Here is a 14,727-nt window from a genome sequence, read left to right on the forward strand (position 1 = left end):
ACTCAGCGCTGCTATAGCGCAATCTAATCCTGCTCATACCAAAAGAAACGACAGGATGTAAACCGTCTAAAGCGTTGTTAGCGCATCCAGAAAGTACGTGTGAACAGGATAAATATGGTTACGAGTTCAAGACGACCGGCCAGCATGAGAAACGAAAGTACCCAAAGTGCCGGGTCGTGGATCGTTGAAAAATTACCAGCAGGCCCGATCGTATCCCCGAATCCTGGGCCTACATTCGACAATGCGGTCAATGCGCCAGTGAAGGCCGATACGAAATCGAGACCAAGGGAAGCCAGCAAAACAGCGCCGATAATGAGCGATGCAATATAAAGAAACAGATAGAGCAATACGTTCTGAGCGATCTCGCCAGACACCTCAGAAGAACCGTACCGGATTTTTATAACTGCATGGGGCATGACAAGGCGTGCGAGATTGGCTTGTGTCAGGCTCCATAGAATGATGAGGCGGTTCATTTTGATGCCGCCAGATGTCGATCCTGCGCAGCCTCCAAGAAACGATGCGAGGAAGAAAATGCCAAGGGCTGGTGGTCCCCACAGCGAATAATCCTCGGTCGTAAAGCCAGTTGTCGTGATGACGGAGACGAAGTGAAACGATGCGGAGATGAGTGCATCGCCAAACGGAATGTTCGAACCAAGCCTTAGAACAATTGCGAGAAGGAAACTGAAGCCGATGACGAGGGCAAAAAACAGTTTTACCTGCGGATCGGCAAGTGACTCGAGCCGACGTGGCATGAATGCCTTGATATAAAGGACGAATGGTAGGGCCGAAAGCGCCATAAAAACCGTCGATACGATGAGCAGCTTCCGGTTGCCTTCGTAAAAGCCGAATGAACTATCGTGCGTCGAGAAGCCTGCCGTTGCGACCGTTGCCAGACCATGATTGATCGCGTCAAACATGCTCATGCCAACTGCGAAATACGCAATCATGCAGGCGGCTGTCAGAGTGAGATAGGCCATAACGATGCCGAGCGCGATCTGGTTCATGCGCGGCAGAATTTTTTCCGATTTGTCGGAATTTTCCATGTGAAAGAGTGCGAGACCGCCTGCGCGCAGCGAAGGCAGCATTAATAGCGCCAAGCCGATGAAGCCGACACCACCGATCCAGCACAGAAGCGAACGCCAGAGTAGAATTCCGCGCTGCATCTCATCGAGGCCTGTCAATGCTGTGGCACCAGTGGAGGTCACGCCTGACATGGCTTCAAAGAAAGCGGTCGCATAGCTGATCGGCAGATGCGAAAAATAAAGCGGGATCGATCCCAGAAAACTGGCTGTCAGCCACAGACATGCAGTTAGCAAAAAACCAAGGCGCGGTGTGAAGCGCGTGTTCTGGTTTTGGGTGGCAAACAGGATCAGGGCTGATAATGCACCGGTTGCTGCCGCAGAACGCACGAAAATAAGCCAGTCATCGCTGCCGTCACGCAAGTCGATTGCCGCAGGCAATAGCATTGCTACAGCCATGACGAGGCCGAAACGCGCACAGATATTAGCAACGGTCTTGTATATGGCCTTCGGCTCCAGCGATTTTGAAAGCTGCTTTGTTGTCCTGTGTTTAACGCGGGAACTTGCCAGCCGCAATGTGGGTATGCAGCATCATTGTGCTGAATGGTGACAAGCTGTGGCTAAAGCGCAGCAAATGCTGCTCCAACCTTGCAAACAGCGGATCGCAGACCTACCTTGGCCACAATATCAGGGCATTGGCAAAGCTGGGCGCGAAGGCGATTCTGGTGAGCCGAAAGCCCACGATTTAAATCGATTTTGGACCGGAGAACTATTCCCATGTCACAGCGTCATGCGCCCGTTATTGTAATCGGCTCTGGTCCGGCAGGCTATACGGCGGCGATTTATGCTGCACGCGCGATGCTCAAGCCCATTATCATTACCGGTTTGCAGCAGGGCGGCCAGTTGATGATCACGACGGATGTGGAAAACTATCCGGGCTATGCCGAGCCAGTGCAGGGGCCATGGATGATGGATCAGATGGCGACACAGGCTCAGAATGTTGGCGCTGAAATCCTTTATGACATCATCACGGAAGTTGATACGACGTCGCGGCCTTTCCGTCTGATTGGCGATTCCGGCACCGTTTATACCTGCGATGCATTGATTATCGCGACTGGCGCTCAAGCCAAGTGGCTTGGTCTTGAAAGTGAACAGACTTTCATGGGCGGTGGCGTTTCAGCTTGTGCGACCTGTGATGGCTTCTTCTATCGCGGCAAGGATGTGGTTGTGGTCGGCGGCGGCAATACAGCAGTCGAAGAAGCACTCTATCTTTCGCATATCGCCAAGAGCGTTACTGTGGTGCATCGCCGTGAAGGTTTCCGCGCTGAGAAGATTATGCAGGATCGCCTGATGTCGCGCGAAAACGTCAAGGTTATCTGGAACAGCGTTATTGATGAAATCGTCGGCACCGAAGCCAAGCCGCCAATGGGGGCAACGGTAACGGGTGTTCGTCTCAAGAATATCGTGACGGGTGAGCTGAGTGATCATGAAACTCACGGGGTTTTCGTCGCTATTGGGCATGCACCTGCCGTTTCTTTGTTCGAGGGCAAGCTCAAGCAGAAGCCAAATGGCTATCTTTGGACCGCACCCGATTCGACCGCTACCGACGTGCCAGGCATTTTCGCCGCCGGTGACGTTACCGATGATATTTACCGGCAGGCAGTGACTGCCGCTGGTATGGGCTGCATGGCGGCGCTCGAATCCGAGCGCTGGTTGGCTGCACAGGAACCGCTGCACGAAGCTGCGGAGTAACGAGAGGGGGAGAAGGTGGTCGCACCGCTCGACTGGGACAAACTGCGCATTTTCCATGCTGCTGCGGAAGCCGGGTCCTTCACCCATGCCGCACAGACATTGCATCTGTCGCAATCAGCTATCTCGCGACAGGTCAGCGCGTTGGAGCAGGACGTTGGTGTTCCGCTATTCCATCGCCATGCCCGCGGGCTCATTTTGACGGAGCAGGGCGAAACGCTCTACCGGACGGCGCATGACGTGCTGATGAAGCTCGAAAACGTCCGCTCGAAACTGGCCGAAAGCAAGGAAAAGCCGACAGGGCGCCTGCGCGTGACGACAACAGTTGGTCTGGGTTCAGGCTGGCTGATCGAGCGTATTCAGGAATTTGTCGAGCTATACCCTGACGTGCAGCTTCAGCTCATTCTCGACAATGAAGAGCTGGATCTCACCATGCGTCATGCTGACTGCGCGATCCGTCTGCGTCAGCCACAGCAGCCTGATCTGATCCAGCGTCGTCTGTTCACTGTGCATATGCACGTCTATGCGTCGGCTGGTTATGTTTCCAAATACGGCAAGCTGAACTCGATCGATGAGATTGATCAGCATCGCGTGGTGACTTTTGGTGAACCTGCTCCGAGCTATCTCACCGGGTTGAACTGGCTGGAGATCGCTGGTCGCTCAGATGGAAGTGCGCGCATTCCAGTTCTGCAGGTTAATAATCTGCTCTCCATCCGTCGTGCCGTTCAGCGCGGTGTCGGTATCGCGGTTCTGCCTGACTATATGGCGGACAAGGAATCCGGTCTGGTGCAGCTTCTGCCCGAGCTTGAGGAAATACCGTCCTTCGATACGTTCTTCTGCTATCCGGAAGCGTTGAAAAACTCTGCCAAGCTTCATGCCTTCCGTGACTTCCTGTTCTCGAAGGCGCGTAACTGGACGTTCTGATTTTAGTTTAATGACACGAAAAGGCCGCGCTGGATCATCCAGCGCGGCTCTTTCTTTTTCGCATATGTTACTTGCGTGGCAGCAGACGCTGCACTTCCTTGGATGTATCGGCGAGAGCATCTTCCGGCGTTGCAGACTGTTCAACGACGCGCGAAAGATTATCGACGATGGTCTGCGTTACCTTAACGCCATTGGAACCCGGGAAAGCATACCAGGGGATCATCAGCGACATCTGGCTGAGACCGGCTTTAAACAGCGGATTTTCCTCGTAGAATTTGCCGAGATATTCATCCGATTTTGCCGCCAGTTCGTTGTTTGGCACATAACCAGTGCCCGGCACGACAACCGATGCGCCATAAGGGCCGGCAGCGAATTTGGCGAATTTCCATGCTGCATCCTGCTTGGCCTGATCTTCGGTCAGGATAACAACCGCATTACCACCGGTTGGCAGACGGCCCTTTTCGGCGTTGAGAAGTGGGATTTTGGCAGTGCGCATGTCGAACTTGTCACCGACATTCTTGATCGTGTTGCGCAAAGCACCAGTTGTCTGGAATGCGAAGCCGACTTTACCGGCCGCGAAAGCCTGCTCGCCCGCCGCTTTGGTCAGAACCGGCAGACCGCCTTCTTTCACCATACGATCGACAAGCTTGAATGCTGCCAGACCTTCTGGGCCGTTGAACGCGACTTTCTTTTCATCTTCTGAGAGCATCGTGCCGCCAGCGCCGAACAGAAGTGCAGAGAACATCCAGTCATCGCCCTGCCAGCGGAAATCGATGCCTTCATTGCCATCGCCAAGCGCCTTGATCTTACCGCCAAGCTCAATCACTTCGTCCCATGTGGTTGGAGGCGTGTCGGGATTGCCCCCGGCAGCCTTAACCAGATCGGCATTGTAATACATGATCGGGTTTGAGGTTGCGAATGCCAGGCCGACCTGACGGTCGCCGACACGCGCAAGGCTCAGCAGATGATCGGTGAAGCCCTGGGCTTCAAGATCCGCTTCCTTATCGACGAGCGGCTTCATATCAACGCCGATGTTGCGCTCGGCCAATACGCGCAGGCGGTTCAGGCCGGTGAAAGTGATATCCGGCATTTCCGAGGTGCCAGCCTGACGCATGATGGTCTGGATGCCTTCCTCGTAAGTCGCGGAAGGACTGACGAAGTTGATTTTGATGTCCGGATTTTCTTCCATGAACTTCTTGGAGATGTCCGCCATGACTTCCTTGAAGAAGCCGGGCATCGGGTAATGCACATTCAGTGTGGTGTCTGCGAAAGCAGGCGCGGTGAGGCCTGTCGCAACAACCAGAGCGGCGAGAGCGCTGGAAAGGCGTTTCATGGGTAACTCCTGTGGGACGGGGAGGGAAAATTCAGCCCTTGAGGCCAGTTAAGGTGATGCCTTCGATGAAGCGGCGCTGGGCTGCAAGGAACGCGAGGAGAAGCGGCAGCGTAATGATGAGCGTTGCCGCCATGAGTGCTCCGTAGTCGTCGCCTGCTTCTGCCGCGCGGAAGTAAAGCAGGCCGAGCGGTGGCGTAGCGCGTTCCATGCCGGTGACGACAATGAGCGGCCAAAAAAGATCGTTCCAATGCGCAACTACCGAGAAAATCGAAAAGGCTGTGATGGCCGGCCATGCGTTGGGAACAATGACCCGCATGACAATGCCAGCTTCGGACATGCCATCGAGACGGGCGGCACTGATGAGATCATCCGGCAGGGCGCGGAAGAACTGCAGAAACAAGAAAATACCGAAGACCGAGATGAAGAACGGAGCGCTCAGTGCGAAATAGCTGTTGAGCACACCAAGCTTGTTGAAACCGACATAGAATGGCAGTGCGGTTGCATGGATCGGCACAAGAAGGCCAAGCATAACCAGCATCATCATGGTGCGCTGGCCGCGAAACTGTAACTTTGCCATCGCATAAGCGCAGGGAATGGCGATGACCACCTGAACGACCAGAACCAATCCACACACGACAACACCGTTAAACAGCAAAAGCCCCATTGGAACGCGTGTCAAAGCTTTGGTCAGATTGTCCCAAAGCGCCCAGTGCTGTGGAATGAGAGAGAGGGAGGACGAGAAAATGTCCTGCTGGGATTTTGCTGCCGTGGACAGCATGAAAATATAGGGTGCCAAAAACAGCAGCGCACCCAGCGACAGAATTCCGAGACGGAAAGAACGAGCCAATGTCATCCGGGGTTCCTCAATAGTGGGTCCGACGGTCCAGAACGCGGAACTGAAGCATCATCAGGACAATAAGAACGGCGAGGAAAATCACGGTCATTGCAGAGGCATAACCGACGCGCAGAAAGACGAAGCCTTCCTGATAGATAGTCCAGAGCAGCACTTCGGAGGCTTTGTTCGGGCCGCCTTCTGTGAGAGTCTTGACCGTTTCAAAGACCTTCACGGCATTGATAATGCTGATCGTTGTCACAAAAAGCGTAGTTGGTCCGAGCAAAGGCCATGTGACCAGACGAAACCGCTCCCAGCTGCTTTTCACGCCATCCACTTCGGCAGCAGAGTAGAGCTCGCGCGGGATTGCGGTGAGGCCTGCCAGAAACAGCACCATGTTAAAGCCAACGCTTTGCCACACGCCGATCATCGCAAGACTGGTCAGAACCGTGTCGCTGGAACCAAGCCAATTGGGGCCAGTGATGCCGATCAGGCCGAGCATGGCGTTGACGGGGCCGAGGGTTGGGTGCAGCAAATATTGCCACACGGTTGCCATGGCGACGAGGAGTGAGGCTACTGGCAGGAAGTAAACCGTGCGGAAGAACGACTTGCCGCGCACTTCGCTTTCGATAAGGAGCGCTACGCCAAGGCCGAGAAAGACTGAGGCAGGAGCCACAATAGCGGTGTAGACGGCAGTGTTTTTGAGCGAGATCAGGAAGGTGCGGTCGCTGAAGAGTTCGGCATAATTATCAAGCCCGATAAACTCGAAACCATCATAGCCAAGCTCGAAATTGGTGAAACTCCAGAAGATCACGGCAGCGGTTGGCAGCAAGATCAGGAGTACAGTCAGAAAAATCGCAGGGGAAGCGAGTTTCCACGCAAGACGTTCTTCGCGACGGCGGGCATTTTCTGCGGCCGTACGTGCACGGCTTGCGCCCGCATGGGAAAGGGCGGCGTCAGACATGGGCTGGTGCCTTTTCGCGGGCTGCAAGCGTCACGTTGCTATCGGCGGGTTGACGCAAACGCAGGCCATCATCGCCAAACAAATAGATGCTGGTGGCGTCAAAATGCAGGCCCACCGGCATGCCGGTTATGATGTGCTTTGCGTTGGCGGGGTCGAGCTTTGCCGTCAGTTCCACTGATGTGCCGGGCGCTTTCATATAAATGAGCACTTCCGAGCCGAGAAACTCGATCCGTGAGACGGTCGCACTGATGCCGGTCTTGTCATGCGGAACGATACGGAAATGTTCAGGTCTGATGCCGATGCGGACTTGCGTGCCGAAATGGGCTGCGACGCCTTGCAGAATGGCGTGACCAGCAAAATGAACGATGCCGTTATCGCTGATCACGGCATCAAGGATATTGATCCGGGGCGTGCCAATGAATTGCGCGACTTCGATGTGTTTTGGATCGTTATAGATCGCAGTTGGAGTGTCGATCTGAAGGAGCTTGCCACCCATCATGACCGCAACGCGGTCGGCCATGCTGAGCGCTTCCGCCTGATCATGTGTAACGTAGATAGTTGGCACACCTGCACGACGATGCAACTCGACAATCTCGGCGCGGGTATGAACACGCAGATTGGCATCAAGATTGGATAGCGGTTCGTCCATCAGGAACGCACCCGGCTGGCGAACGAGGGCGCGGGCAAGAGCCACACGCTGCCGCTGACCTCCCGACATCTGACCCGGCTTTCGATCAAGCAGATGGTCAATTTTCAGGCTGGTCGCAGTCGCCCTGACCTGTTTCTGAATAAAAGCCCGCTTTTTCCTCTGGCTGGGAATAAGTGGACCAATGAGCGGCATGCGCTCCATCGTTGTCAGATCGCGCATGGCAAGCGGCACGGCAATGTTCTGTGCGGCTGTCAGGTGCGGATAAAGGGCGTATGACTGGAAGACCATCGCCATATTGCGATCGGCGGGATGTGCTGCGGTAATGTCACGCCCGGCAATGGCTATGCTGCCCTCGTCTGCGTGGTCCAGCCCGGCCAGAATGCGCAGCAATGTGCTTTTGCCGCAGCCGGAAGGACCAACGAGAGCAATGAATTCACCTTCCGCCGCTTCCAGAGAAATACCGTCAAGAATACGGTTGCTGCCATAGGATTTGCTGATGTCGCGGAGGGTGAGCGTGCTCACTGGCTGGCCTCCTCAGCAACCTTTGTGGCTTTGCCATCGCCGGTGTGGTGGGGATAGACCTCGTGCATGACATCGTCGATCACGTAAGGTTTCAGTTCTGCGATGTGGACGATTTCACTTTTTGCGGTCTCGTCGAGGTCATGGATGACCGCACCGAGAATGCGTTCGCCGGGCAGATCGCGTTCAATCGAACCAACTGTGAATGCGGCAGCGGGTGCCCAGATATAGCTGATGCCGTCGGTCGTGCCTGCCCAGGCGCGGTGCAGATGGCCGCTGGCATGAAGCTTCACATTATGAGCTGAGAAAAGATCATAAAGACGCTGGCGGGGTGCCGCGCGAATGCCCCAGTAGCCTGTGTCGCCTTCGTTCGGCGCATCGACGAAAACAGGTTTGTGTGCAAAGACTGCAACCGGCCTGCCGTCGCTGTGGTACAGTTCAGCTTCCAGCCATTGAAACTGTTCTTCTTCCTCAGCCGAATTTGCACCGATAATCAGGCTGTTGAGACCAATAATGCGCCAGCCGCCGAAATCCTTCGCCCAATAATCTGGGCCGAAATGAGTGCGCCAGCGCTCAAGGCGCTCAAGGTTGACGGGCTGGTGGCTGCCGGGAAGGTGGCCGATGTCGTGATTGCCGGGCAGGCTCAGAACCGGAGCGGGAAGCTCTGCAATACGGTCGCGGCAGAAAAGCAGGTCAGCTTCAACATCGGCTCCATCGACGGTCAAGTCGCCGGTATGGATGATGAGGTCTGGCTTCTGCTGTTCGACCCAAGCAACCAGCGGGGACCAGTTGCTGTTGAAGTGTGACTTGGTAGGGCTGAGGTGAGTGTCTGTAATCTGAACGATCCGCAAGATGGCGCTCCTTTTTGAATAAGGGGTGCGCGCAGCACGTGCCGTTTTGGGCATTCATCGGGGATAGCTGCGGCCTTGCGAGGGCTTCTATGCCTCTTCTGTGACAGGTTCGATGCAGTGTGGTGATAGTTTCGTGACAGCCCCTGTGAATGTTGCCAGTGGAAGTGATTTGCTGTTTTTAGAGGCAAGCTAGGCTTGCATCTGCCTGCGGTTTGGGCTGTCATTATAGTGCTGATATAGAATATGGTTTCAGTGGTTAATGTATAACTGTATGAATTTATTTATGTTTTTATTGTTTTCGAGCTATGCGTAAAACGCATAGCTGCATTGCCGTAAAGTTGCATTGCCAAAACAATAAGCAAAGTGCATATAAAGATCATCTCAGCGCTGCGTTTCCTCCTCCCATTTTACGCAGGCTGAGTGTTCCCCTCTGGAGGTTTGCCTCAATGGCACCTTCAAAACTCAAAGCCAGACATTTGTCTGGCTTTTTTTTTGGCTTTTCGCCCAGCACTTTACTTTCTCGGAAATGCAGATACGAAAAAGGGGCCTTTCGGCCCCTTCGTCATTCAATGTCTCAAGTGTTTAGCGCAAGCTTGCGCAGAAGCGCTGAATGCGTGAGCAGGCTTCTTCAAGCAGTTCATCCGAGGTCGCATAGGAAATGCGGAAGTTTGGTCCGAGACCGAAAGCCGAGCCGTGAACCACGGCAACGCCTTCTGCTTCCAGCAGTTCGCTCACGAAATCTTCGTCAGTCTCAATAACCTTGCCGGCTTCAGTCTTCTTGCCGATAAGGCCCGCGCATGACGGATAGACGTAGAATGCACCTTCAGGTGTCGGGCAGTTGATGCCCTTGGCCTGGTTGAGCATGGAGACAACCAGATCACGACGAGCCTGGAAGATTTCCTTGTTCTTCGGAATGAAGTCCTGTGTGCCGTTCAGCGCTTCAACAGCAGCCCACTGAGCGATGGAGCAGGCACCAGAGGTCTGCTGACCCTGAACCATGTCCATGGCCTTGATGAGCTGCAATGGACCTGCTGCATAGCCGATACGCCAGCCGGTCATTGCATAGGCCTTCGATACACCGTTCATGGTGAGCGTGCGATCATAAAGCGAAGGCTCGACCTGCGCAGGTGTCGTGAAGACGAAATCGCCATACACCAGATGCTCATACATATCGTCGGTCAGAATCCAGACCTGCGGATGACGCACGAGAACATCGGTCAGGGACTTCAGTTCTGCTTCCGTATAAGCGGAGCCTGTTGGGTTTGACGGCGAGTTGAAGATCAGCCACTTGGTCTTTGGCGTGATCGCCTTTTCAAGATCAGCTGCTGTCAGTTTGAAATTGTCTTCCTGACGCGTGTTGACGAACACAGGCGTGCCACCGTTGATGGCAACCATTTCCGGGTAGCTTACCCAGTATGGAGCAGGGACGATAACTTCATCGCCAGGGTTCAGTGTAGCCATGAAAGCGTTGAACAGGATCTGCTTGCCACCAGTGCCGACGATGACCTGCTCAGGCTTATAGTCGAGGCCATTTTCGCGCTTGAACTTGGCGACGATAGCCTGACGCAACTCAGGGATACCAGCAACAGGGGTGTACTTGGTTTCGCCGCGATTGATCGCGTCGATAGCAGCTTGCTTGATATTGTCTGGAGTATCGAAATCGGGTTCGCCCGCTCCGAGACCAATCACGTCCTTGCCCTTGGCTTTCAGTTCGCGTGCTTTCTGGCTGACCGCGATGGTCGCAGATGGCTTTACACGAGAAAGGGCGTCGGCGAGAAATGCCATGATAGATCTCCATAGATGGCAGGATCAGATAACCGGCACCGGGCACGGTCCGGTTTTGCGGACTTTCTATGTCGCATTGGCGCACGAATCGCAACAAAAGCTTTGCAGTTTCGCAATAAATTCGGGTTTCTCGCGAGAATGTGTTGCTGAAAAGTTCTGATCCATCAATGCCGCGAACATATTGTTTCAATGAAACTGATTGGACAGGCTGCACGGATGCAAAGATGTTATACCAGCACAGGAGAAGCAGATGCTCACAATCTATTCACAGCCAGATTCCGGAAATTGCTATAAGCCACGGCTTTTGCTTGCGAAACTCGGCAGGCCGTTCAAGCATGTCACTGTGTCTTCCCTCGACGGTTCGACGCGAATGCCCGAATATCTGGCGAAAAACCCCAATGGCAAAGTTCCGCTGCTCGAGCTGGAAGACGGTCGCTTCCTTGCCGAATCAAATGCCATTCTTCTCCATCTAGCAGAGGGAACGCCCTATCTGCCGAAAGACGCTTATGAGCGTGCGCTGGTTTATCAATGGCTGTTCTTCGAACAATATAGCCATGAACCTTATGTCGCTGTGCGCCGCGCCTTGATGGTCTATCCAGAGCGGGCGCATGACGCGACGCCTGAACGTCTCGCATCAACACTTGTTGGTGGCGAAAAAGCTCTTGGTGTTATGGAAGAGCAGTTGAACAAGACACCATTTCTCGTTGGCGACAGCCTGACTGTCGCCGACATCGCGCTTTATGCCTATACGCATGAGGCGCATCGAGGTGGTTTCAACATGGCGCGATATCCGGCTGTAAATGCATGGCTTGCCCGCGTTGCTGCGGATGAGGGGCATGTATCGCTGGACTGGTTGCCATAAGGGTTTTAGAGCGGTTCCAGTTAAGATTGAACCTTTGGAGCCGCTCTAGAGCGTGTCGCGTTTAATCGCACCCATGGTGCTCGCTCTAGATTCTTGTAATTTCCGCATGTTCGCGAACGTTAAATGAATCCATTTAACTGCGACATGCTTTAGCTATTTGTTTTACGTATTATCCAAAGCAAAACCGCTTCACACTTTTGCTGGAAATGCTCTAATCCGCCATGAGGTCTAGCAAGCTTCGCGTGGCCATGATTTTAAAGGCCGCTATCAACGCATCGCATTCGTTTTCCGAGACCTCGACGGCGATGCGCATGGTGGTTTCGCCAAAATGCATCAGCAGGAAAGCAGTTTCTTCCAACTGTGCCGACTCTCTAGCGGGAACAATCCTACGGATCGTATCTGCGAGCAACTTGCCGTTCTGTCGACTCTCGGCGATCTCCAGCTTTGACAATATTTTATCGGTCTGCGTGGCCGACCATATGTCGCGCATTGCGGGTTCCAGCCGCATCAACGCCAGATATTCGTCAATCAATGCATTGAATGCCACGATCAGTTCGTCGACCGAACTCGCCGCTGCAAGGCCGTCTTCGATGCACTGACGGGACTGCGCGTTACAGCTTTCAAACAGATAGCGGATCAGCGCGCTTTTATCAGGAAAATACTGATAGAGCGCACCGATCGAAATGCCTGCCTGCTGTGCAATCTCGCTCATCTTGAGACTGTCGCTGCCTTTGGCAGCGATCAGCGCAGTGGCGCATTCTGCTATGCGCCGGATTTTTTCCTGTGCGCGGCTTTGACTAGGAGTGCGGCGCAGGATGGCCGCGCCCATAACTTCTGTTTCCGTGCCTGAATTCTGCTTCATGACCGACTCACATTTTCGTCTTGACAGAATATGAGGATTACTCACATATTGCAAATATGAGAGTTGCTCACATTTTGGGAGATGAAGATGAATACGGATCTGAATGATCGTTTTCTGGTGATTGGGGCTACCGGAAAAACCGGCAGGAGGGTTTCAGAAAGGCTGCAAGGGATGGGGCTTTCGGTTCGCGCCGTATCGCGCAGTACCGAGATAGTTTTTGACTGGAACAATCAATCTACCTGGGCCGCGGCGCTTGAAGGTATCACGAATGCCTATGTCACCTATCAGCCGGATCTGGCCTTGCCGGGTGCCGTGGATGTCATCCGAGCGTTCCTGTCGACGGCGAAGAAGGCAGGCGTGAACCATGTCGTACTTCTTTCCGGGCGAGGAGAGGAGGAGGCCGAGGCTGCAGAGCAGGCTCTTCAAACTTCCGGATTGGACTGGACCGTGCTTCGCGCAAGCTGGTTCATGCAGAACTTCAGTGAGAACTACATGCGAGATGAGTTACTTTCAGGCTCGCTGACGCTGCCGGTTGGTCACACGAAAGAACCATTCATCGATGCCGACGATATCGCTGATGTCGCGGTTGCCGCCCTTACGGAAACGGGGCATCGCAATCGGCTCTATGAACTGACCGGTTCGGAACTGTTCAGTTTCAGTGATGCTGTAAACGAGATCGCCCAAGCGACAGGTAGAGAGTTGTCGTTTCATCCCGTTTCGTTTGCTGACTATGAAGTGGTCCTGCGCGAACAGATGCTGCCTGAAGATGTCATAACGCTTTTGCGATATCTTTTCACCGAGCTTTTCGATGGTCGCAATGCGAGTGTGGCGCATGGCGTGGAAGAAGCTCTCGGACGCACGCCGCGGCGGTTTGCAGATTTTGCCCGCAAGGCTGCCGGTGAAGGCACATGGGAGGGACAGTCATAACAATGAGTTTTCAACTGCTTGTTCTGCTGACAGCATGGGGTAGCGCCATAACGGGCGGCATTTTCTATGCATTTTCAAGCTTTGTAATGGCGGCATTGGCGCGTATCCCAGCCAATGCGGGCATATCGGCAATGCAATCGATCAACATCACAGTCATCAACGGCACGTTCTTCGCTGCGTTTTTTGGAACGGCAGTATTGTGTCTGGCGATTATTGCGCTGGGTCTGATGGGCTTTGGTAGCCTGTCGAAATGGGTAATGATCGGTGCTGCCGTTTATCTCATTGGCACCATCGGGGTGACAATGGTCCTGAATGTGCCGCTAAACAATCAGCTTGCTGCGATTGATGCAAATGCTGCCACGTCAGCTGACGTCTGGCTCGCTTACGTTCGGGACTGGACGCTATGGAACCATGTCCGCACCGGTGCGGCACTGATCGCAGCTCTCATTCTGGGTGCAAGCGCGCTGGCAAAAATCTGAACGACAATGAATAAGAATGCGGACAAACAAAAAGGCGGGGCAATACCCCGCCTTTCATTTGCCTATTCGGCAAAAATTATGCTGCGACGAGGTTGTCGGCAGACGAACGGCCCGAACGACGGTCCTGTACGATTTCGTACGTAACCTTCTGGCCTTCATCGAGCGTGGCCAGACCAGCGCGCTGAACAGCGGAAATGTGGACGAATACGTCCGTGCCGCCCTGATCAGGCTGAATGAAGCCGAAGCCCTTGGTCGTGTTAAACCACTTAACTGTTCCCGTAGCCATGGGAAATTCCTTTGTAACATTAGTAGTAGTTAGTCCGTATGCTTCGCACACGTCCCTGTGAATCGAATTTATGGACAGGAGATCGTCAGGAAGCACGGCAGGCCGGGCGGGTCGCAAAGTCACTTGACCGAAAAATCGATGACAAGACTATATGCGACAAATTTGACCAACACAAGATAGGCGGCGCTATCTCTAAAGGCCTATTTTTGTAATGCTTTTCCCCATTCCCAGGCCAATGCGAGCACTTGCTTCCAGCAAGGGTAGCCAGAACAATTTGAAAAGAATTGGTTTGTTTCCGTCGCAAGGAAACATTTCATAGTGGTGCCATTCCTCGGGAAATTTGCCCGACAGAGGTAGATGGAAGCAGTGACGACGGTGTGTTTCAATGTGAAAAGGTTCGATATAGTTGTAGGTCAAAGTTTCCAGATGACGCATGCCGGACGTTTTGAAAATACCAGTTTCTTCGTGAAACTCACGATAGGCTGCGCTTTGGATTTCTTCGCCCTCATCGACAGTTCCGCCTGGAACCTGCAGCGGTGTGTCTGGATTTTTCGGTTCGCGGAAAACGAGCAGCTTTCCGTTCCATGTGGCATAAATCAGAACTTTATCAATTTGCTTTAGTGGATGTGGTCATCGGAAGCCTTCGCGCGATTTGTACTTTGTACTATCGTGACAGGGTCCGGGGT

15 protein-coding genes and 1 pseudogene are annotated in these 14,727 nt (G+C 53.7%); 5 read left to right on the forward strand and 11 right to left on the reverse strand.

Annotated elements, in window-relative coordinates:
• Positions 1 to 77: 77 nt before the first annotated feature.
• Positions 78 to 1,478, reverse strand: coding sequence for a TrkH family potassium uptake protein (locus QBD00_RS01420; protein WP_095447937.1), 1,401 nt, complete (start codon positions 1,476 to 1,478; stop codon positions 78 to 80).
• A gap of 318 nt (positions 1,479 to 1,796) precedes the next feature.
• Between QBD00_RS01420 and trxB the strand changes: the two genes are divergently transcribed.
• Both trxB and QBD00_RS01430 read left to right on the forward strand, forming a co-directional pair.
• Entirely contained in the window at positions 1,797 to 2,771 is a 975-nt protein-coding gene (trxB, locus tag QBD00_RS01425) for a thioredoxin-disulfide reductase (protein ID WP_151095146.1), read from the forward strand.
• A gap of 15 nt (positions 2,772 to 2,786) precedes the next feature.
• Positions 2,787 to 3,692: a LysR family transcriptional regulator gene (locus QBD00_RS01430; RefSeq protein ID WP_024899462.1), complete on the forward strand. Its 906-nt coding sequence runs from the start codon at positions 2,787 to 2,789 to the stop codon at positions 3,690 to 3,692.
• 67 nt (positions 3,693 to 3,759) lie between these two features.
• Here QBD00_RS01430 and QBD00_RS01435 read toward each other — a convergent pair whose 3' ends face one another.
• The 7 genes and pseudogenes from QBD00_RS01435 to QBD00_RS01465 all read right to left on the reverse strand — a co-directional run bounded on the left by QBD00_RS01435 (position 3,760) and on the right by QBD00_RS01465 (position 10,625).
• Positions 3,760 to 5,025 carry an ABC transporter substrate-binding protein gene (locus QBD00_RS01435; RefSeq protein WP_318578493.1) on the reverse strand — a complete coding sequence of 422 codons (1,266 nt, stop codon included), beginning with the start codon at positions 5,023 to 5,025 and terminating at the stop codon, positions 3,760 to 3,762.
• Positions 5,026 to 5,056: 31 nt separating this feature from the next.
• The gene (locus QBD00_RS01440) at positions 5,057 to 5,878 is read right to left on the reverse strand and encodes a carbohydrate ABC transporter permease (RefSeq protein ID WP_095447073.1); all 822 of its coding nucleotides are present in this window, start codon (positions 5,876 to 5,878) and stop codon (positions 5,057 to 5,059) included.
• 10 nt (positions 5,879 to 5,888) lie between these two features.
• Positions 5,889 to 6,821 (reverse strand): sugar ABC transporter permease, encoded by a 933-nt coding sequence (locus QBD00_RS01445; RefSeq protein WP_318578494.1) that lies wholly within the window; start codon positions 6,819 to 6,821, stop codon positions 5,889 to 5,891.
• Complete coding sequence (locus QBD00_RS01450) at positions 6,814 to 7,992, reverse strand: ABC transporter ATP-binding protein (RefSeq protein WP_095447071.1); 1,179 nt, start codon at positions 7,990 to 7,992, stop codon at positions 6,814 to 6,816. The genes QBD00_RS01445 and QBD00_RS01450 overlap by 8 nt, the downstream gene beginning before the upstream one ends.
• Complete coding sequence (locus QBD00_RS01455; RefSeq protein ID WP_318578495.1) at positions 7,989 to 8,840, reverse strand: metallophosphoesterase; 852 nt, start codon at positions 8,838 to 8,840, stop codon at positions 7,989 to 7,991. Before QBD00_RS01455 ends, QBD00_RS01450 begins: the two co-directional genes overlap by 4 nt.
• 376 nt (positions 8,841 to 9,216) lie before the next feature.
• Positions 9,217 to 9,406 (reverse strand): annotated as a pseudogene (locus QBD00_RS01460) (hypothetical protein).
• A 16-nt stretch (positions 9,407 to 9,422) separates the two neighbouring features.
• Complete coding sequence (locus QBD00_RS01465) at positions 9,423 to 10,625, reverse strand: pyridoxal phosphate-dependent aminotransferase (protein WP_094577703.1); 1,203 nt, start codon at positions 10,623 to 10,625, stop codon at positions 9,423 to 9,425.
• A gap of 250 nt (positions 10,626 to 10,875) precedes the next feature.
• On the opposite strand from QBD00_RS01465, the gene QBD00_RS01470 reads away from it, so the two are divergent.
• Positions 10,876 to 11,487, forward strand: a complete 612-nt coding sequence (locus QBD00_RS01470) for a glutathione S-transferase family protein (protein WP_264231822.1) — start codon at positions 10,876 to 10,878, stop codon at positions 11,485 to 11,487.
• 211 nt (positions 11,488 to 11,698) lie between these two features.
• Here the strand turns inward: QBD00_RS01470 and QBD00_RS01475 are convergent, their stop codons facing one another.
• Positions 11,699 to 12,349 (reverse strand): TetR/AcrR family transcriptional regulator, encoded by a 651-nt coding sequence (locus tag QBD00_RS01475; protein ID WP_318578496.1) that lies wholly within the window; start codon positions 12,347 to 12,349, stop codon positions 11,699 to 11,701.
• Between the two features lie 87 nt (positions 12,350 to 12,436).
• On the opposite strand from QBD00_RS01475, the gene QBD00_RS01480 reads away from it, so the two are divergent.
• Positions 12,437 to 13,276 carry an NAD(P)H-binding protein gene (locus tag QBD00_RS01480; protein ID WP_318578497.1) on the forward strand — a complete coding sequence of 280 codons (840 nt, stop codon included), beginning with the start codon at positions 12,437 to 12,439 and terminating at the stop codon, positions 13,274 to 13,276.
• Positions 13,273 to 13,755: a DUF1772 domain-containing protein gene (locus tag QBD00_RS01485; RefSeq protein WP_264231824.1), complete on the forward strand. Its 483-nt coding sequence runs from the start codon at positions 13,273 to 13,275 to the stop codon at positions 13,753 to 13,755. Before QBD00_RS01480 ends, QBD00_RS01485 begins: the two co-directional genes overlap by 4 nt.
• Before the next feature lie 76 nt (positions 13,756 to 13,831).
• Here the strand turns inward: QBD00_RS01485 and QBD00_RS01490 are convergent, their stop codons facing one another.
• On the reverse strand, positions 13,832 to 14,041 hold the full coding sequence (locus tag QBD00_RS01490; RefSeq protein ID WP_007875924.1) for a cold-shock protein: 210 nt from the start codon (positions 14,039 to 14,041) through the stop codon (positions 13,832 to 13,834).
• Positions 14,042 to 14,233: 192 nt separating this feature from the next.
• Positions 14,234 to 14,653 carry an NUDIX hydrolase gene (locus tag QBD00_RS01495; protein WP_318578657.1) on the reverse strand — a complete coding sequence of 140 codons (420 nt, stop codon included), beginning with the start codon at positions 14,651 to 14,653 and terminating at the stop codon, positions 14,234 to 14,236.
• Positions 14,654 to 14,727 lie beyond the last annotated feature (74 nt).

It is taken from the genome of Ochrobactrum sp. AN78, from assembly GCF_029909885.1.
In the GTDB taxonomy this organism is placed as follows: domain Bacteria; phylum Pseudomonadota; class Alphaproteobacteria; order Rhizobiales; family Rhizobiaceae; genus Brucella; species Brucella quorumnocens.